Origin of the sequence: Vibrio sp. 10N.286.55.E10 (genome assembly GCF_002872555.1) — a bacterium.
GTDB classification, from domain to species: Bacteria; Pseudomonadota; Gammaproteobacteria; order Enterobacterales; family Vibrionaceae; genus Vibrio; species Vibrio crassostreae.
In genome coordinates this window covers 135,960-154,444 of sequence record NZ_MCSD01000010.1, presented here as the reverse complement: position 1 = coordinate 154,444, position 18,485 = coordinate 135,960, and the positions used below count along the sequence as shown (strand labels likewise).

At 44.0% G+C, this 18,485-nt stretch carries 14 protein-coding genes; 6 read left to right on the top strand and 8 right to left on the bottom strand.

Going from position 1 to position 18,485, the window contains the following annotated elements; translation table 11 throughout:
* Nucleotides 1–118: 118 nt before the first annotated feature.
* A complete protein-coding gene (locus tag BCV39_RS08075; RefSeq protein WP_102433114.1) occupies nucleotides 119–1,009 on the bottom strand; it encodes a LysR family transcriptional regulator in 891 nt (296 codons plus the stop codon).
* Between the two features lie 98 nt (nucleotides 1,010–1,107).
* Here BCV39_RS08075 and BCV39_RS08070 point away from each other — a divergent pair, with 98 nt between their 5' ends.
* The gene (locus tag BCV39_RS08070) at nucleotides 1,108–2,007 is read left to right on the top strand and encodes an SDR family NAD(P)-dependent oxidoreductase (RefSeq protein ID WP_102433113.1); all 900 of its coding nucleotides are present in this window, start codon (nucleotides 1,108–1,110) and stop codon (nucleotides 2,005–2,007) included.
* A 142-nt stretch (nucleotides 2,008–2,149) separates the two neighbouring features.
* A complete protein-coding gene (locus BCV39_RS08065; RefSeq protein ID WP_102433112.1) occupies nucleotides 2,150–2,503 on the top strand; it encodes a DoxX family protein in 354 nt (117 codons plus the stop codon).
* Between the two features lie 78 nt (nucleotides 2,504–2,581).
* On the opposite strand, the gene BCV39_RS08060 is transcribed toward BCV39_RS08065, so the two are convergent.
* A complete protein-coding gene (locus tag BCV39_RS08060; RefSeq protein ID WP_048669127.1) occupies nucleotides 2,582–3,775 on the bottom strand; it encodes an acetate/propionate family kinase in 1,194 nt (397 codons plus the stop codon).
* A 686-nt stretch (nucleotides 3,776–4,461) separates the two neighbouring features.
* Nucleotides 4,462–6,522, bottom strand: coding sequence for a DEAD/DEAH box helicase (locus BCV39_RS08055; RefSeq protein WP_080967426.1), 2,061 nt, complete (start codon nucleotides 6,520–6,522; stop codon nucleotides 4,462–4,464).
* A 308-nt stretch (nucleotides 6,523–6,830) separates the two neighbouring features.
* On the opposite strand from BCV39_RS08055, the gene rnb reads away from it, so the two are divergent.
* Both rnb and BCV39_RS08045 read left to right on the top strand, forming a co-directional pair.
* Nucleotides 6,831–8,837 (top strand): exoribonuclease II, encoded by a 2,007-nt coding sequence (rnb, locus tag BCV39_RS08050; RefSeq protein WP_102433111.1) that lies wholly within the window; start codon nucleotides 6,831–6,833, stop codon nucleotides 8,835–8,837.
* Between the two features lie 172 nt (nucleotides 8,838–9,009).
* Nucleotides 9,010–9,840 carry an AraC family transcriptional regulator gene (locus BCV39_RS08045; protein ID WP_057623678.1) on the top strand — a complete coding sequence of 277 codons (831 nt, stop codon included), beginning with the start codon at nucleotides 9,010–9,012 and terminating at the stop codon, nucleotides 9,838–9,840.
* Nucleotides 9,841–9,952: 112 nt separating this feature from the next.
* Here BCV39_RS08045 and BCV39_RS08040 read toward each other — a convergent pair whose 3' ends face one another.
* A complete protein-coding gene (locus tag BCV39_RS08040) occupies nucleotides 9,953–10,315 on the bottom strand; it encodes a DUF3024 domain-containing protein (protein WP_057623680.1) in 363 nt (120 codons plus the stop codon).
* A gap of 253 nt (nucleotides 10,316–10,568) precedes the next feature.
* Between BCV39_RS08040 and BCV39_RS08035 the strand changes: the two genes are divergently transcribed.
* The gene (locus BCV39_RS08035; protein WP_102433110.1) at nucleotides 10,569–11,384 is read left to right on the top strand and encodes a phosphate ABC transporter substrate-binding protein; all 816 of its coding nucleotides are present in this window, start codon (nucleotides 10,569–10,571) and stop codon (nucleotides 11,382–11,384) included.
* Between the two features lie 91 nt (nucleotides 11,385–11,475).
* Here BCV39_RS08035 and BCV39_RS08030 read toward each other — a convergent pair whose 3' ends face one another.
* The 3 genes from BCV39_RS08030 to BCV39_RS08020 form a co-directional block, all read right to left on the bottom strand.
* Nucleotides 11,476–12,162: a MaoC family dehydratase gene (locus tag BCV39_RS08030; RefSeq protein WP_102433109.1), complete on the bottom strand. Its 687-nt coding sequence runs from the start codon at nucleotides 12,160–12,162 to the stop codon at nucleotides 11,476–11,478.
* A gap of 333 nt (nucleotides 12,163–12,495) precedes the next feature.
* Nucleotides 12,496–15,648 (bottom strand): efflux RND transporter permease subunit, encoded by a 3,153-nt coding sequence (locus tag BCV39_RS08025; protein ID WP_102433108.1) that lies wholly within the window; start codon nucleotides 15,646–15,648, stop codon nucleotides 12,496–12,498.
* A gap of 11 nt (nucleotides 15,649–15,659) precedes the next feature.
* A complete protein-coding gene (locus BCV39_RS08020; protein ID WP_048661148.1) occupies nucleotides 15,660–16,796 on the bottom strand; it encodes an efflux RND transporter periplasmic adaptor subunit in 1,137 nt (378 codons plus the stop codon).
* A gap of 259 nt (nucleotides 16,797–17,055) precedes the next feature.
* On the opposite strand from BCV39_RS08020, the gene BCV39_RS08015 reads away from it, so the two are divergent.
* The gene (locus BCV39_RS08015; protein WP_004737813.1) at nucleotides 17,056–17,499 is read left to right on the top strand and encodes a cytidine/deoxycytidylate deaminase family protein; all 444 of its coding nucleotides are present in this window, start codon (nucleotides 17,056–17,058) and stop codon (nucleotides 17,497–17,499) included.
* A gap of 90 nt (nucleotides 17,500–17,589) precedes the next feature.
* On the opposite strand, the gene BCV39_RS08010 is transcribed toward BCV39_RS08015, so the two are convergent.
* The gene (locus tag BCV39_RS08010) at nucleotides 17,590–18,432 is read right to left on the bottom strand and encodes a mechanosensitive ion channel family protein (RefSeq protein ID WP_048662339.1); all 843 of its coding nucleotides are present in this window, start codon (nucleotides 18,430–18,432) and stop codon (nucleotides 17,590–17,592) included.
* Nucleotides 18,433–18,485 lie beyond the last annotated feature (53 nt).

Here is an 18,485-nt window from a genome sequence, read left to right as displayed (position 1 = left end):
TTCTCAGTTATCACTCAGAAGCAATAACTGTTTTGACTACCAGGTAAATATCTCTTATTGGCAATTTTGGCTTTGCTGTAGCGCCCCATTAGAGAGAGTTTTTATCATCGTTGGATTTCTAATTCCCCTTAAAGTACTCAACCAGAAAATCAATAAAGGCACGTATTCGATAAGGTTGATATTCACCCGACTTATAGACCGCATGCATGGGTAAACTTGCCGCGGTGTAGTGCTCAAACAACGGCACCAATTGTTCATTTTCAAAGTACGGTTGAACCATCCAACTTGGTAATGCTCCAATTCCATGTCCCGCTAATGCCATAGCCAACAGCATGTCTGAACTATCGCTTTTAAAGACTTCTTTCACCTTGACCTTTAGTTGTGGGGCCAACTCTTGTTCAAATACCCAAGTGTTTGATGGGGAGGAAAGAGAGTACGTAAGGCAATCATGATGTTTTAAGTCGCTAGTGAGTTTCGGGGTAGATCGGGTTCTCAAATAGTCTGGAGAAGCAAAATATACCAACTGGTTGTTAAACAAAAAACGGGCTTTGTAATCAGAATCTTCGAGGACAGAGACACGCATAGCGATGTCAATACCACTTTCAATAAGGTTAATTTGTTTGTCATTTACCGATAAATTGATCAATACCTTTGGATGCTTAGTCATAAACTGTCCAATAGGTTTAGCAAGCAATCGTGTCGCCATCGCACTCGGTACTGACAACGTTAGCTCTCCAACCACCTCGGAGAGTTCGCCTTTTAACTCCGCTTCTGTGGACTCCATTTCTTCTATGACTCGCTCACAATAAGCCAGATAGCTACAGCCCTGTTTTGTGAGTTCAATTCTTCGACTATTACGATAGAACAATGAAAAGCTGATATCACGCTCCAACCAGGCAATTTTTTTGCTGATAGAACTTTGCGTGACGTTCATCTCATCGGCAACAGCCGTAAAATTTCCTAAGTAAGCCGTCCGAATGAATACTCTCATGCAGTTGATCTTGTCCATTTGGATTCCATGTAGGAATGGATGGTATACCGATTTTACTATTCAACACCCCTAAATGGAATGATTTAATAACGGCATCACACTAGAGGAGTCTATTAATGAATACTAAATCACAACCCATTGCGATAGTTACAGGCGCTAACGGTGGCATTGGAAAAAATTACACTCGTATGATGCTCGACGATGGATATCAATTAGTTATGGCTGTGCGTAATGCGTCCGCAGGAGAATTGGTACGTGAAGAACTGCTCAAATCTCATCCGGACGCTTTAATCGATGTGCTAACGGTGGATATGAGTAGCCTATCGTCAATTAAGGCGTTTTCTAAACAGGTAACCCAAAAATATACTCGGATTGATGTACTCGCTCACAACGCGGGTGTCTACTTTTTTGATAACAAGCGTCGAGAATCTGAGGATGGAATCGAGCTAAATGTTGCGGTCCATGTTGTTGGCCCGTATGCGTTAACAATGCAGTTACTACCACTACTAAAAGAAACTCGTGACTCACGAGTGATCACCATGTGTTCTACTGAACATCACGGGGCTGAATTGGATCTTAGTGATCTTCAAATGGCGGAAGATTTTGAACAAAAGGGCAACACAATCGCTTACGCTCGTAGTAAATTTGCAGGGCTGGCACTGAGTCACGCGATGGGAAGACAATTTGCAAAAGACGGATTCAATATTAAGGTAATTGCGGCGCATCCAGGCGTTTCTATTACGGGTATTCAGCATAAGGGTAACCCTACATTTATGCAGCGTGTTGCCATTTGGGTATATGGTAAATTATTCGCAGCAACCCCAGCAGAGGCAGCAAAGCCACTTTATTTAGCCTCAACAATTGGAAACATGGGAGAGTTTTACGGCCCCACAGGGTTTAAGGAAATGAAAGGTAAGGCAGGACTCGTTCATCCGGATCCAGAGGCTCTTGATGAACAAGTAGGGACGAGCCTCATACGTCAAATGGCTACACTCAGTGGCGCTAATAGTGAATGACTGTATGATCATCTTTACTAAGCGAAATAGACTCGTTCATGAAATAAAATCTGAATACTATTTCTAAATATACCGACCATTAAGATGGTATCGAACAACGACCTAACTACCGTCACTGTTCGTTGAGAGGTTAAACAATGTTATTTATTCAGGGTTACTCATTGCGTTTTTCTTATTTGCAAGCTCAATCAAAATCTTTGGTTGGCTAAATAAAATCTATGAACCGCAATTAGCTTTTTTTCACCGTTACGGACTTAATCGTGCGGCGATGTTTGCGGTGGGAGTGGTTGAAACAACAGGTGCGATAGTGATGTTAGCTGGTATGATTACTGAAGACTCATTGTTAAGCGCCGTTGGTGCAAGTTTCATTGCTTTTACTTCAGTAGGCGCAATATTCTTTCATTTCCGTTTTGACACTTGGAAAGATGCAATACCGTCGACAGTGACGCTTCTTCTTTCTGTTCTGATTTTTTCACCACAATTAGAGATGCTTTAACCATACATATAAAACAAAAAAGCGAGCCACTTGGGCTCGCTCTCAAATCATCTATATTTGCTTAAGCGGTTACTTAGATTACAGAAGTTCTACCGACTGTTGAGCAATCACAAATTCTTCGTTGGTTGGGATAACCATAGCTACTGCGTCTAGCATTTCAGACTTAGCGATGATGCCTTCAGCACCAAAGCGAGCCGCTTCGTTACCCGCTACATCTTCAACAAAACCTAAAATCTTAAGGTTGCTTAGGATCTCACGACGAATTGGTAGAGAGTTCTCACCGATACCACCAGTGAAGATGATGCCATCTAAAGAGTCTAGCGTTGCAAGGTAAGAAGCAACGTATTTAGCTACACGGTAAGTAAACACCTCAAATGCAAGCTTAGCGCCTTCATGGCCCTCTTCCATTGCTTCTAAGATGCCACGAGCATCGCTCGTAAGGCCAGACACGCCAAGGAAGCCAGACTCCTTGTTTAGAGAGTTGAAGACTTGCTCTTGTGACCAACCTTTCTTAAGTAGGTACTCGATGATGCCCGGGTCTAAGTCGCCACAACGTGTGCCCATCATAAGGCCAGAAAGCGGTGTGAAGCCCATTGATGTATCAACACTGTTACCGTCTTTGATAGCACATACAGACGCACCGTTACCTAGGTGAACAGAGATGAAACTCGCTTCTTCAACTGGCTTGTTTACCATTTTCGCAGCTTCACGGCTAACGAAGTAGTGGCTCGTACCGTGGAAACCGTAACGACGAACACCAAAGTCTGTGTATAGTTCTTTTGCGATTGCACCAGTGAATGCACGCTGTGGCATTGTTTGGTGGAAAGCCGTATCAAATACAGCAAATTGAGGTAGAGAAGGGAAAGCTTCAATCGCAGCACGGATGCCGATAGCACCTGCAGGGTTATGAAGTGGAGCTAGGTCAGATAGACTTTCAATTTCGTTCGTTACTTCTTCAGTAATACGAACGGTTTGAGTGAACTTCTCACCGCCGTGAACGATACGGTGACCGATAGCAACGATATCAGCAGTGAAGCCTAGATCTTCCATCAGGCCAACTAGTTTGCCAATGGCAATTTTGTGGTGGTTACCCTCACCTTGAATGGCAATTTCAGTTTTCTCGCCTTGATATTTCCAGCTCATGCGAGCATCTTCAAGACCAAAACACTCCCCTAGGCCACTCAATACTGCTTCACCAGAAACAGAATCAATGACAGCAAATTTTAGGGATGAACTACCCGAGTTAATAACCAGAACAAACGAATTAGACATTGGATATGGATCCTGTTTCAGTACGAATTGGATGAAGTATTTACTTCAATTTTAGTTAAGCCCATTATTCAATAATTTTTGAATCTTTCAACTTTTGTTTTGAAAAAATCACTAAATGAACACAATTAAGTTGATCTTAGTCATTAAACCATTTATTTCGAGAGCGAAATTAAAAAATAGTTGAATAAGAAAGTTAGCGAACAGGTGACGCAAACGAATGCTCACGTTATTTTTAACTTGATTGAGTTAATTAGAGCGACTCGAACAGATGCAGTCAATCCGCCTAGAAAACAACCGCCCTTCCCTTTCGTCTGCTTATCATTACCGATAACTTTTTACTCGATTTCTCAGTGCTTACATCAAAAATATCACAGGTGTGTTGAGAATAATGAACGACAGAGCCGATCTTCTTTTGATTGCCTTCGAGCACAACCCTTCGAATAAATGCACTGTAACGTCGCTGAGATAGCCTTCACTCTTTGTTTTAGTATCTTGTAGCACGTTCTCGCTGTATAGACTTAGAACGCGATACAGCTAAGTTTAGGCGTGAAGCTTAGTTGAAGTAAGCTGACTACATATATCGAGCCAACCAAAGCTTAAGTTCAAATAGCAGGCACAAAAAAGCCGAGCATTACGCTCGGCTTTTAAATTCAGTGTCTAGACTAAGCGTCTAAGCGAAAGGTTGATTAACCTTCGTTGCGCTCTGGACGACGACCACGGTTACCACCGCCATTGCCGTTACCATGGCCACGTTCGCCACGGAAGTTACCACGGTGATCGCCACCACGGTTACGGTCGAAACGACGCTCGCCATCACGGCCGCCTTCACGGTTACCATCGCGTGCACCATCACGGTTGCCACGGTATCCACCACGACCGCCTTCACGGTTGCCACCTTCGCGGTTACCATCACGGTTACCACGGTAGCCGCCACCATCACGACCGCCACGACCGCCGCCACGGTTGCCATCACGACCGCCGCCGCCACGACGAGGCTCACGGAAGTCGTTGAAATCAACAACAACAGCGCCAGCTTCTTTTTGACGAATACGTAGTTTGCTTAGCTTACCCGCAGTTTCAGAGTTCATTGCTTTTGGCAGTTGAACGTAAGTAGAACCTTGGTCTAGCTTGATAGCACCGATAGAGCCTTTAGTTAGGCCAAGTTCGTTTGCTAGTGCGCCAACGATGTCTTTAACCTGAACGCCTTGCTCACGGCCAACTTGTAGTTGGTAAGTATCCCAATCTTGCGTATTGAAGTTGCGATCGCCACGACCATTTTCACGGTCTTCACGACGCTCTTTGCGACGGTTTTTGTCACGCTCAATAGCAGCGATCATTGGGTCTTCGCCAACGTAGAATAGTGGGCTCTTACCTTGCTGACGCTTAAGAAGCATTGCAGCTAGAGTAGCAGCATCAACTTCTAGAGACTCTTGAAGTGTAGAGATAAGACCTGCAAAGTTTTCTAGAGCTTTGCTTTCTTTCTCTGTTTCAAGTTCAGCGCCAAGCTTAGCAACACGTGCAGCAGCAACTTGGTCACGTAGAGGAAGTTGAATTTCTTCCATAGATGACTTAGTTACGCGCTCGATTGTACGAAGCATGCGAATTTGGTTAGTGCGAACTAGTAGGATCGCTTTACCTTTACGTCCAGCACGGCCAGTACGACCAATACGGTGGATGTAAGATTCAACATCGAATGGGATGTCGTAGTTAAATACGTGAGTGATACGTGGAACATCAAGACCACGTGCTACAACGTCAGTTGCAACTAGAATGTCGATAACACCTTGTTTGATGTGATCAACAGTGCGCTCACGTAGAGACTGAGGAATATCACCGTGCAGTGCAGCAGCTTTGAAGCCACGTGCAGATAGCCAATCAGCTAGACGCTCAGTATCTTGACGAGTACGTACGAATACGATTGACGCGTCAGTTTCTTCAGTTTCTAGAAGACGAGACATTGCTTCGTCTTTTTCTACGCCTTTAACAACCCAGAAGTTCTGCGCTACTTTATCAACTGTGTGGTTAGTACCAGCAACGTCAACTTTAGCCGGGTTACGTAGGTAACGGTCAACAATAGTCTTAACCATTGGAGGCATAGTTGCAGAGAAAAGTACACGTTGTGCAGATTCTGGAGCTTGCTCTAGGATCCAAGTAACGTCATCTACGAAGCCCATTTTTAGCATTTCATCTGCTTCATCAAGAACAAATGTGTGTGCTTCATCTAGGTGTAGACGGTCACGAGTTAGTAAGTCTTTAACACGACCTGGAGTACCAACAACAATGTGAGCACCGCGGCTTAGAGCACGCATTTGGTCAACAATTGAAGCACCACCGTAGATTTCAATAACCTTAAGACCTTTGATATCACGGCCAAGGTTTTTGATTTCCGCAGCAACTTGGATCGCTAGCTCACGAGTAGGAGCCATGATGATTGCTTGTGGTTTGTGTTGGTTTAGGTTGATTTTGTTAAGTAAAGGCAGAGAGAATGCTGCTGTTTTACCAGTACCAGTCTGTGCTTTACCTAGTGCGTCACGGCCTTCAAGAAGAAGAGGAATAGCTGCTGCTTGGATTGGAGTCGGAGAAACGAAACCCATGCTATCAAGAGCTGAAAGAATGTTATCGTTTAGGGCTAATTCATTAAATTGAATTACAGATTCGGACATTGGGATCCCACTATATATAAGTAAACAAAAGGTCCCGGGAGCTCTATCAATTCCAATACTGATCCAATCAGATACTGATTCCATTCAGAGTTACGAAGCAGTAATAAAACACTTCAAGCCATTAGGGACGTCTAAGGGAGGCGGATTATTCCCTAAATGCATAAAAAAAGCCAGAAAAAATTGAAATACATCACATATTTTTCGGTTTTCTATCAATACTGGCTATCATATCGTCAAAACTTGATGGATATCTCGTCAAGGCAATAGAGTTCGACCAAATTGGTAGAGTTAAATAAGAGGGCAATTAATTTACGCTCACTTCGGCTTTAAGTAGTAATCGGGCCTCGCAATGATTATAGTGTGCTCAATTGTTCTCGTTAGATAAAAGTAAGATGTTTCAAGATAATCCTCTACTCGCTCAGCTCAAGCAGCAAATCCAAGAAACCCTCCCTAAAAAGGAAGGTACTATCAAAGCCACTGAAAAAGGTTTTGGTTTTCTCGAAGTTGATAGCAAAACAAGCTTCTTTATCCCGCCTCCGTACATGAAAAAATGTGTTCACGGTGACAAGGTGATTGCCATCATTCGCACCGAGAAAGAGCGCGAAGTAGCAGAGCCTGAGGAATTGGTTGAACAAGGTCTTACTCGCTTTATTGCGCGAGTTAAGCTTTTCAAAGGCCGATTGAACGTTGTTCCTGATCACCCGCAACTGAAAAAACTGCAACTTAAAGCGAAAGCAAAGAAGGGCCTAAACCCTGAAACGCTTAAAGAAGGTGACTGGGTTGTTGCTCATATCGTTCAACACCCATTAAAAGGTGACAATGGCTTCTTGGCTCAGATCTCTGAGAAAATCACAGACGCTGACGACAAGATTGCACCTTGGTGGGTAACGCTGGCACAAAACGACCTACCAAACAGTGAGCCTGAAGGTATCGACAACTGGCTAATCAACGATGACGCCGATCTTGAACGTGTAGACATGACGCACGTCCCTTTTGTGACTATCGATGGTGAAAGCACAAAAGATATGGACGATGCGCTTTACGCGAAGAAGAAAGAGAACGGTGATTTTGAACTGACTATCGCAATTGCTGATCCAACGGCTTACATCTCTCCAGATGATGCGATGGATAAAGTAGCACGCGAGCGCGGTTTCACTATCTACCTCCCGGGTCGTAACATCCCGATGTTGCCTCGTGATCTTGCTGACAACCTATGTTCACTGATCGAGAATGAAGTTCGTCCGGCACTTTGCTGCACAGTAACGGTATCTAAAGATGGCGTTATTGGTGATGACATTAACTTCTTCGCTGCGAACATCAAATCTCATGCTCGTCTTGCTTACGATAACGTATCAGACTGGCTAGAAACAGGTGCATCAGAAAAATGGCAACCATCAGAAGAGATTGCTGCGATTGTTTCTGATCTTCACCAATTCGCTCAAGCACGTTCAGCATGGCGCTCAGCAAACGCTGTTGTGTTCCCAGATCGCCCTGACTACCGCTTTGAACTTAGCGAAGATAACGATGTTGTCGCTATCCACGCAGACATGCGTCGTAGCGCAAACAAGCTGGTTGAAGAATCAATGATCAGCGCGAACATCTGTGCGGGCCGAGTACTCAAAGAAAGCTTCAACCAAGGTGTGTTTAACTGCCACTCTGGTTTCAAGGCTGAGAAAGTATCTGACGTTCTTGAACTGGTAAACCCGCAAGCGGAAACACCGTTCACTGAAGAGCAAATAGTTTCTCTAGAAGGCTTTGCTACTCTGCGCCGTTGGTTAGGTTCTTTCGATAACAGCTACTACGACAATCGTATCCGTAAATTCCAAGCGTATAGCGAGATCAGCAATGAGCCAGCACCACACTACGCGATGGGTTTAGATATTTACGCAACTTGGACTTCTCCAATTCGTAAATACGGCGACATGATTAACCACCGTATGCTAAAAGCGCACATCCTAGGTAAAGCGCCAATTCAAACACCAGATGAAACCATTGGTGATGAACTTGCCCTACACCGCCGTCACCACGGTATGGCTGAGCGTAATGTTGGCGATTGGTTGTATGCTCGTACTCTAGCGAATGCTCCAGCGGAAGAAACTCGCTTTCAAGCAGAGATCTTCGATATTAACCGTGCAGGTATGCGTGTACGTTTACTTGAAAATGGTGCTGCTGCATTTATCCCTGGTTCTCTCATTCTTGATAATAAAGAAAGAATAGAGTGCAACGGAGATATGGGTACTGTATCTATCGATAAAGAAATGGTATACAAACTGGGAGACGTTTTAGAAGTAGTTCTCTCCGAAGTTAATCAGGAAAACCGCAACTTAGTAGCAAAACCTACTCAAGTATTTGCGGACTTGCCTAGCGAGCCTGAAACGACAAACGAAACTGAAGCTTAAAACCTTTAAAGGTTAGGCTTGTAAGGTTAGAGCTTTCAAGGTTAAAAGCTTCAAAGGTTCACTTCTAAAGGCGCTAATTATTAGCGCCTTTTTTGTAAATGTCTCATGCTTAAACAATACTTAAAAAAAACAATCAATAAGCAATCAATTTACAACGTCAAAGAAGCGCACTATGTCATCAATTACAGTTACTCAATTCAGAAACTTCATTCCCAGGAGACGAGAACGTTATCCTGCCTCTAAAAACGGTATCTTCATGGTATCGAAGGGCAGCATTTCGTTCGTGCTACCCAATGGCACTGAAGCCTCGTTACAAGCGGGCGATTTCACACTTTACAATTCTGGTCAGATTAAAGACATCACAGTTAACACTGAAAATGGCGAATTTAGCGCAACCTGCTTAGATTTCGATTTGGCTATTTTTCAGAAGTTTATCAACCAATTCAGCGATCTAGAATCCACAAGAATTCCAGACAAGTACATAAAGTTCAATCAAACCGACACCGAGATCTGCCAGTTGAAAGAGCTCATCATGTCACTTGTTAGTTCTTCGCCTCAGAATGACTACGCACTCACTCAACTTGGCTTAGGATTGTTGTCGCTAATGGTAGAACAGCATCCAGCTTTATTAGTCATTATTGCTCGAGCTTCTAGATTAACCGTGACACAAAAGGTCATTCATTACATCGAACAAAACATCGAAAATAATATCTCTTTAGATACACTAGCCAGTTATATGGGAATGTCACCCGCAACGCTTAAACGCCGCTTATCTGCTGAAGACTTGTCGTTCTCAAACCTTCTGAAAATAAAGCGTATTGCTCATGCGGCTACACAGCTAAGAACCTCGAGCAAGTCGATCACTCAAATAGCCTATGAATCCGGTTTTAAAAGTGCTGCTCACTTTAGTACTGCCTTCAAAACTTATCATGGTAAGACACCAAAAGACTTCCGTTCGTTAATTGCACAAGCTCAACAACAAAGCATTAAACCGGAAGTTTGAAGTAAATAGATTGATGTGATGTGTGAGCTGGTAGCTGATGCAAGCTATTTGGCTTTGAGGCTAAGCTGTTTAGCTTTGGGAGCACGCCACCAGCAACGTAAACACTGAGTGACTATGACCAGAAATACGATTTAGGGTCTTTTTCTATCTCAGCCAAGATAACATCAAGATCCTTTGATTTAGGCAGGTACGGATACGGACCCCAATTTACAGAGTCGGTTTCAACATCACCTTCAAGTGGCACCATCACTAACCAACAAGATAACGACTCATCAAAAGTCACGCAGGCAATCTCGTTTGTATAATCGCTATGAGATGAGTCGAGCAGGTAATGCGCCTGAGAAAACAGCACACCACCCTCACACTCTTCATATAGGGATTTGCCTAGCTCGACAGGTAAACTGCGATTTCGAGATGTACAGAGCCTCTCAGCACCAATTAAAAGACGATTCAGTTCGATATGAATGACGGACATAACACCCCTTGTAACTTCATAGAAACTTCTAAGTAGTGAATTCCTCTACTTAGCTTAGGACTCAACAAACATTTTAGCGAACAAGCGCAAACAAAATACCCGCCCAGCTCCCAGAAACGAATCCTGCTTTCGTAAACCCAGAAAACTCTCACTCATCAAGCTAACAGCTATAAATCAAGCGTATAGAATTTCACAAAAGTGTCATATAACCGACCTATCATATGCGGCAAATGTTATTAACTAGGAGTTGTTTATGTTACGAGTCGCGCTTGCCTCTCTTTTATCCTTAGCCCTGTCTTCTCATGCTGCTTTTGCACAAGAAACCACTATTTCGGGCTCCACTTCAGTATCACGAGTGATGGATGTATTAGCTGAGGAGTACAACAAGGCTCACCCTGATAACTACATTGCCGTTCAGGGCATTGGTTCTACCGCGGGTATTACCATGGTTAATAAAGGTGTCTCTGATATCGGTATGAGCTCACGTTATTTGACCGACCGCGAACAGAACGACAAGCTGAAAGTGTTCCCGATTGCTTTTGATGGCCTAGCTGTCGTAACCAACCGTTCGAACGGTGTAAGTAACGTCACTCGCGAACAGTTATTTGATATCTACAAGGGCAAAATCACAAACTGGAAAGCAATAGGTGGTGCAGACCAGCCTATCGCAGTGGTGACTCGCGAAGCGTCTTCTGGTTCACGCTACAGCTTCGAAAGCTTGCTTGGTTTAACGAAAATCATTAATGACCGTCTAGTGTCTGACATCAACCCAAATAACTTGGTTGTAAACAGCAATAGTATGGTTAAAACGATAGTTAACCATAACCCGCACGCGATTGGTTTTATCTCTGTTGGTTCGATCGACCGTTCGATTAAAGCAATTACATTTGAAGGCGTAGAGCCAACATCTAAAAACATTGCCAACCACAGCTATGAACTGGCTCGCCCATTCTTATTACTGCATAAGACAGACTCTGTTTCTGACGAGAGCAAAGACTTCATCAAGTTCGTGAAATCCAAACAAGGCCAAGACCTTATTGAGGAATACGGCTACACTCGCATTAAATAAGTGGGATAGTTTTATCTAATGTAAACAAAAAGAGAGAGCACTATGCTCTCTCTTTTTTTGAATCTTTATAAATCGCTTCTTTACAAACCACTTAGAAGTGAAGTTGAATCACCGAAACGATAACAGCACCAGGACGGCGAATACCTTCGATTTCTACGCGGATTTCGCGCTCTATCTCTAGGCCTTTCTTGATTGGCGTTACTTTTGTTAGCGTACTTTTAGCACGAACGTTACTGCCCGATTTTACAGGATATGGAAAGCGTACTTGGTTAAGACCAATGTTTACAACCATCTTCGCTGTTGGGAATTGAGACTTGTCAGGATCAACGCTGTCAGTCAATCGAGGAAGCAGAGATAAAGTCAAAAAACCATGTGCGATGGTTGTTTTGAACGGAGAGTCTATTTCCGCTTTTTCAGGCTCGGTGTGGATCCACTGCATATCTTCAGTCACAAGGCCGAACTGGTTGATACGGTCTTGACTTACATTGATCCAGTCGCCAGTATGGATGACTTCACCGATCTGCTGATTAAGCTCATCAAACACAAGTTGTGCTTCTGGCTTAAGTACGATCGGTTGCTCCACCGGCATCTCTGGTGCATCTTCATTGACAGCAGGTTTGTGGTGATCACGAACCCACGCAAAGAAATGGCTATTTTGCGTGCGATTAAGAAAGTCGCCCCAGTAATCTCTAAGAGCTGGAGACATCCATTGCATAAACTCTGAGTGTTGCGAAGACACGCTATCGCCTCGGTGTTTAAATAAATCAATGACTTTCATAAGAACCTCAATGCACAAAAAATTTCAATATAACTTCGTAATTTTGAAACACTTCACACTATTGTGCAAATGTTTTCGAGCATACACCCGTTAGCTGAACCTTTCTATTTTTAGAATAAACAGACACTTACCAATAAAACATCATTTTATTACAAAACCCAAATTAGAGTGTTAGCTCCATCACATAATAAACATTTGCTTATATAAAAAGCGTTTTTATTCATAAGTGGAATAAAAAAGGCTTAGCGCAATGCTAAGCCTCAGTTTTTATAAGGAATTAATTTTCCGAAGGTTGGTCTTGTAAGGGATTAACCCTACAGGACGATCAGTTCCCTACTCATCATCAAGCGGGACCAACTTGGTATTACCGCCGTGTGCTTTCTCACGTTTACGCTGAACGAATGCGTAGAAGCCAGGGATTAAGAACGTACCCGCCAGTAACACACATAACAGGCCGCCAATCAGTGAAATACCCAGAGAGTTCTGACTCACATGACCTGCGCCCGCAGCGAAGATAAGCGGGAAAATACCCAAGATGAACGACCAAGACGTCATGTTCACAGCACGGAAACGTAGCGTACCGCCCTTCACTGCCGCATCTTCGATTGGTGCGTCTTTCTCTTCACGCTCAACTTTCGCGAATTCTACAATCAAGATTGCGTTCTTCGCGGCCAAGGCTATCAAGAGAACTAAACCAATCTGTGCATATAGGTTCAGCGGTGTGCCTGTTAGGTTCAACGCCAAGAAGGAACCTAAGGTTGCGACCGGTACTACTAAGATAATCGCAATCGGTATGGTCCAACTCTCGTATTGAGCCACCATGAACAAGTAGATGAAGATCAGTGCCAATGCGAACGCGAAGATCGCTTGGTTACCTGCGAGTACTTCTTGGTAAGCCATGCCGGTCCATTCGTACTGGTAGCCCTGAGGCAGCACGTCAGCCGCGACACGTTCCATTGCCGCAATCGCATCACCACTTGAGTAACCCGGCGCAGGTTGGCCTTGGATCACTGCACTGCGGTACATGTTGTAACGCCATGCTACATCTGGTTCGAAGATCTGATCGTAAGTCACTAATGTACTTAACGGGATCATCTCACCATTAGACGAACGCACGTGGAATCGTTGGAGATCATCCATGCTGCTACGGTGTTCACTGTCTGCTTGCATGGTTACGCGGAAGTTCTTACCAAACATGGTGAAATCATTCACGTACAACGAACCAAGGTTGCCTTGTAGTGTTTGGAAGATTTCCGACAACGGAATTCCAAGTTGTTGCGCTTTCTCACGATCAATGTCGACATAGTAGTGCGGCACATTTGCACGGAAGGTACTGAATGTGTGTGAAATCTCAGGCTGCTTGGTCGCCTCTGCAATCACGTCATTCATAACCATCGCTAGGTCAGTACGGCTACGGCCTAATGTATCTTCGAGAACAAACTCAAAACCAGACGCTGCACCCATACCCGGAACTGCTGGAGGTCCCATTGCAAATACAATCGCTTGAGGCAGTTCTGTTGCTGCTCGACCATTAATACGCTGAGAAATAGCTTGCGCCGAATGCTGACCGTCCAGTGCGTTACGCATATCCCAATCGTGGAGTTTGATGAACATCGACGCACCATTCGATGCAGAAGCGCCAGTCATGAATGCGTAGCCGTTGACCAGCGTCACGCCATCAACACCCGGCTCTTGCTCAACCATCTCTAATAATTGCTTAGTCACATCCTCGGTACGAGACAGTGATGCCGCATCAGGAAGCTGCACATTGACCAGCAAGATGCCCTTATCTTCTTGAGGTACAAACGCCGTAGAGGTGGTTTTCGCGAAGTAAGTTACCGCTGCTAGTGCCACAACAAAGAAGGTAAATAGTAGAACGCCCTTTTTCACAAGGAAGCCTGCAATTTGACCGTATTTGTTGGTTACTGATTCAAGACCACGGTTAAACGCTTGGTACCAACGTGCTGTGTTACCACCGCCCTGTTTAAGAACCAGTGAACACAATGCTGGTGACAACGTTAGTGCGTTAATCGAAGAGATAACAACTGCGATACAAATAGTCAGGGCGAACTGACGATACATGATGCCGGTAATACCTGGCAGCATCGCTACTGGGATGAATACCGCAAGTAGAACCAAGGTAGACGTAACGATCGGACCGGTTACTTCTTTCATCGCGATAAGCGTGGCTTTACACGGTGAAATCGTTGGATCTTTGGCCATCGTGGTATCAACGTTCTCGATAACCAAGATCGCATCATCTACTACAATACCAATCGCCAATATCAAACCGAACAAGGTTACCGTATTGATGGTAAAACCCGTCATCTGCATGATGGCAAACGTACCGATCAAAGATACTGGAATCGCGACTACAGGAATCAAGGTTGCACGTGCACTACCCAAGAACAAGTAGGTAACTGCGATAACCAGCAAAATAGCTTCGATTAGCGTTTTTACTACGCCTTTGATCGACTCTGCAACGAAGAGTGTGGTGTCATAACTCGCTTCATAAGCAACGCCTTCAGGGAAGTTCTTGCTTAGGTTGTCGAGCATCGCCATGACCGCTTTACCACTTTCCAGCGCGTTAGCGTCTGACTGAAGTGACAGCGTTACGATTGAAGCGTCTTGACCACGGTATTTGCCATTACCATCGTAGAACTTTTTACCAAGCTCAACACGTGCAATGTCTTTTAGGTAAACCGTTGAACCGTCTTGATTTGCACGAAGCACAACATTTTCAAACTCATCAGCCGTTTCTAGTCGACCTTTTGTTACCAAGTTGAACTGTACCTCTTGTGCGTCGTTATAAGGTGCTGCTCCAATACGACCTGCAGCAACTTGAACGTTCTGCTCCGCCAACGCGCGATTCACGTCAGAGGTGGTTATATTCAGGTTAGCCATTTTCTCGGGATCTAACCAAACACGCATCGCGTATTCACCACCACCCAAAACGTTAACTTCACTAATGCCCTTTACACGAGCCAATTGGTCTTTAATGTTTAAGTTCACGTAGTTGATCAGGAATTGATCGTCGTACTCACCGTTTGGCGAATAGAAGTTCAATACCATCAAAAGGTCAGGTGAGCGCTTTTTAACGGTGACGCCCACCATTCTAACTTCCTGAGGAAGCTTTGATTCGATTTGAGCAACTCGGTTCTGAACGTTGACCTGAGCCATATCTGGATCAGTTCCAACATCAAAGGTCACATTAAGGTTGTAGGAACCATCATTAGCACTCTTAGAAGACATGTAAATCATATCTTCAACGCCGTTAACCGACGTTTCTATGGGGTCGGCTATCGCCTGCTCTACTACTTCAGCACTTGCACCAGTATAGAACGCGGTAACACTAACAGAAGGCGGACTAATTTTTGGATATTCCGCCACTGGCAAGATAGCGAGAGAGATAGCCCCCGCCAGCGTTAAAATTATGGATATTACAAGGGCAAACTTAGGCCTTTGAATAAAGAAACGACTCAACATAAATAAGCCCCTTACTCAGCTTGTTCAGCAGTAGGTTGAATGCGAACAGACATACCATTACGCACACGCTGTAAGCCTTGAGTGATAACTGCGTCATCCTTCTCTAGTCCAGAGTGAACAATCACACCACCTTCAACTTGTCTACCCATCTCGATGTTTCTACGCTCAGCGACAGGCGCACTCTCGCCTTCAACCAAAACCATCACAAAGTCACCTTCAAGGTCAGTTTGAACCGCGCGGCGCGGGATAGTCACAACATCAATAGATTGCTTCTCTCTTAGGTCCACACGAACGTGCTGGCCCGGAAGTAGTTGCTGATCTGGATTATCGGCAATCGCACGCATTGCGATTGTGCCTGTATTAAGATTGATTCGGTTACCTAAGAAATCCAGTTGGCCTAGGTGTTCGAATGCTTCACCATTCTCAAGCATGATCTGAACTTCAACACGATCAGAATCACTGCTGCCGTCACCTTCAATGCGGTCCATACCTAACTCAATACGCTCACGCTCACTGATACTAAACGACGCATGGATTGGGTCTAGGCTAACCAAAGTTGTCAACACACCTGAAGACGGTGAAACTAGGTCACCTTTACTTACTTTCGTGTCACTGATTCTTCCAGAGAAAGGCGCGATGATTTTGGTATGAGAAAGCTGAACATTCGCGGCATTTAGCTGTGCTTGGCTTGCTTCAAGCTGTGCTTGCGAACCTAATAAGTTTGCCGTCAATGCATCAAACTCCGACTGCGAAATACTGCCCTTTGGAAGCAGGTTCTTACCGCGGTTAAAATCAAGTTCGGCTTTTTTAAGGTTGGCATTCGCTTGAGCAACAGCCGCTTTCGCGCTTGCTACTTCTGCTTCAAATGAAGATGGTTCAATGGAGTAAAGTAACTGGCCCTTTTCGACCATTTGACCTTCATTGAAATGACGGCTTTGTAAATAGCCTGAAACTTGCGCTGTGATAGCCGTGTCTTCAACGGCTTCAATACGACCGATGTACGACTTACTTTGTTGGTGAGAAACAACGCTAACATCCTGTACAGCTACGAGAGGTAAAGGCGCTTGCTTAGTATTTTGAGCATCTTGCCCACATCCAGCAAGAATAAGAGAGCTTGCAAGAGCCGTAAGGATTAACTTTTTACGCATGGTTATACCGTCACTTATGAGAAATTGAACAGCATAAAAGTTACGTAACACAATTGCTTCAAATGTCCGAGGAATATCAATTATAACTCGCAAAAGTGTATCAATATGTTAATTGAAACCAAGTGCTTATAAAGTCATTACAAACACGCTACAATTCCTAAGTAAATCAATCTCTCAGCTTTTGTTCTCTATGGATATTGTCTAACATAATGTATTGTCAGACAGATAAGCATTCACATTTAATTGTTAAGGAATTCTCATGATTTCAAAATGGGCTAAACGTTTCTATCAAATGGCGGAATTGGTCGGTTCTTGGAGTAAAGATCCTTCAACTCAAGTCGGCGCCGTAATCACTAAGCACAACCGTATTGTTTCCGTTGGTTTTAATGGCTACCCACATGGCGTGTCTGATAGTGCGGATACTGATGACAGAGAAATGAAGTACCTCAAGACGCTTCACGCTGAAGAAAATGCAATTTTATTCGCCAAGCGTGATTTGGACAGTTGTGAAATCTGGGTAACTCACTTCCCTTGTCCAAACTGCGCAGCGAAAATCATCCAAACCGGTATTTCTGCGGTTCACTGCCCAGAGCAAAGTGAAGACTTCCTTTCTCGCTGGGGCGACAAAATTAAAGTTAGCCAAGATATGTTTGAGCAAGCGGGTGTACAAGTGGATTGGTTACCACTCGCTGATCTAGACTAATCTCAGAAATAGATAACAAGAACAAAAAAGCCGAGAGTCGATATTATCGCTCTCGGCTTTCTTTTGTTTAGGACTCAGCGGACTGCAGAATTAAGTGCTGGCAGGAAACGCTTCAGCGTATGCTTCCATAAAGTCTTTGCGAATGTCTTGCTCTAAATGAATCGCTTTTTCGGTCGGGCAGAAAATCATAAAATGTACTTCTTGCTCACCCGTCGAACTGCTCGTGATATGGATGTGAGGCTCAGAACCCGGTAAGTCAACGCCAGCGTGCTTTTCGATCACGCCGTTGTAACGGCGGGCAACATCGATAAACTCTTCGCAATGCTCTTCAATTTTTACAATAAGACTCGGAACCATAGGGTATAGGTTTACAAAGTCTTTCACCGTCACAAAAAAGTTATGATAAACATAGCGCTTCATGAAGTTTAGGTTCTTTACCGGATAAGTGAAGAACATGCTGTTGGGCAGCGTGGCAGTCTTGCCAGTGAAGTGATACTGCCCATGATACAAATCGATTTCTTGTATCACAGTCGCCATCAAATTGTGCTCAATCACCTCACCGCTGATTTTACCCACCTCAATCCAGTCACCAATTCTAAATGAGCGAGAACTCGCACGTTGAATAGAACCAGTGAAACACAAAATGATCTCTTTAGACGCAACGACGATAGCAACAGCAATAGCCGTAACTGACAGTGCAAATTCGCTGATTTCGGATTTCCACAACACAAATAACGTCACAACAATAATCGCAAACGTGCCGTTTTTGGTTCGTGACATCCAGTTACGTTGGTCTTCGCTAAGGAAAGCAACATCACCTCTTATTTGAGACAAGGTGATTCGGCGAATGATTAAGATAATAGTGATAATCAACGCACTAAAAATAAACTTATGAGCGAGTAGAAAATCAATTACTTGCCACAACTTTTCCATTACTTATTCCTTAGCATTACAACAGTTAGCTTTACAACGGTTAGCTTTACAAG

Coding starts and splice junctions, on each gene's coding strand:
- BCV39_RS08075 (WP_102433114.1), bottom strand. CDS start 1,009: ATGGACAAGATCAACTGCATGAGAGTATTCATTCGGACGGCTTACTTA.
- BCV39_RS08070 (WP_102433113.1), top strand. CDS start 1,108: ATGAATACTAAATCACAACCCATTGCGATAGTTACAGGCGCTAACGGT.
- BCV39_RS08060 (WP_048669127.1), bottom strand. CDS start 3,775: ATGTCTAATTCGTTTGTTCTGGTTATTAACTCGGGTAGTTCATCCCTA.
- BCV39_RS08055 (WP_080967426.1), bottom strand. CDS start 6,522: ATGGAATCAGTATCTGATTGGATCAGTATTGGAATTGATAGAGCTCCC.
- rnb (WP_102433111.1), top strand. CDS start 6,831: ATGTTTCAAGATAATCCTCTACTCGCTCAGCTCAAGCAGCAAATCCAA.
- BCV39_RS08045 (WP_057623678.1), top strand. CDS start 9,010: ATGTCATCAATTACAGTTACTCAATTCAGAAACTTCATTCCCAGGAGA.
- BCV39_RS08040 (WP_057623680.1), bottom strand. CDS start 10,315: ATGTCCGTCATTCATATCGAACTGAATCGTCTTTTAATTGGTGCTGAG.
- BCV39_RS08035 (WP_102433110.1), top strand. CDS start 10,569: ATGTTACGAGTCGCGCTTGCCTCTCTTTTATCCTTAGCCCTGTCTTCT.
- BCV39_RS08030 (WP_102433109.1), bottom strand. CDS start 12,162: ATGAAAGTCATTGATTTATTTAAACACCGAGGCGATAGCGTGTCTTCG.
- BCV39_RS08025 (WP_102433108.1), bottom strand. CDS start 15,648: ATGTTGAGTCGTTTCTTTATTCAAAGGCCTAAGTTTGCCCTTGTAATA.
- BCV39_RS08020 (WP_048661148.1), bottom strand. CDS start 16,796: ATGCGTAAAAAGTTAATCCTTACGGCTCTTGCAAGCTCTCTTATTCTT.
- BCV39_RS08015 (WP_004737813.1), top strand. CDS start 17,056: ATGATTTCAAAATGGGCTAAACGTTTCTATCAAATGGCGGAATTGGTC.
- BCV39_RS08010 (WP_048662339.1), bottom strand. CDS start 18,432: ATGGAAAAGTTGTGGCAAGTAATTGATTTTCTACTCGCTCATAAGTTT.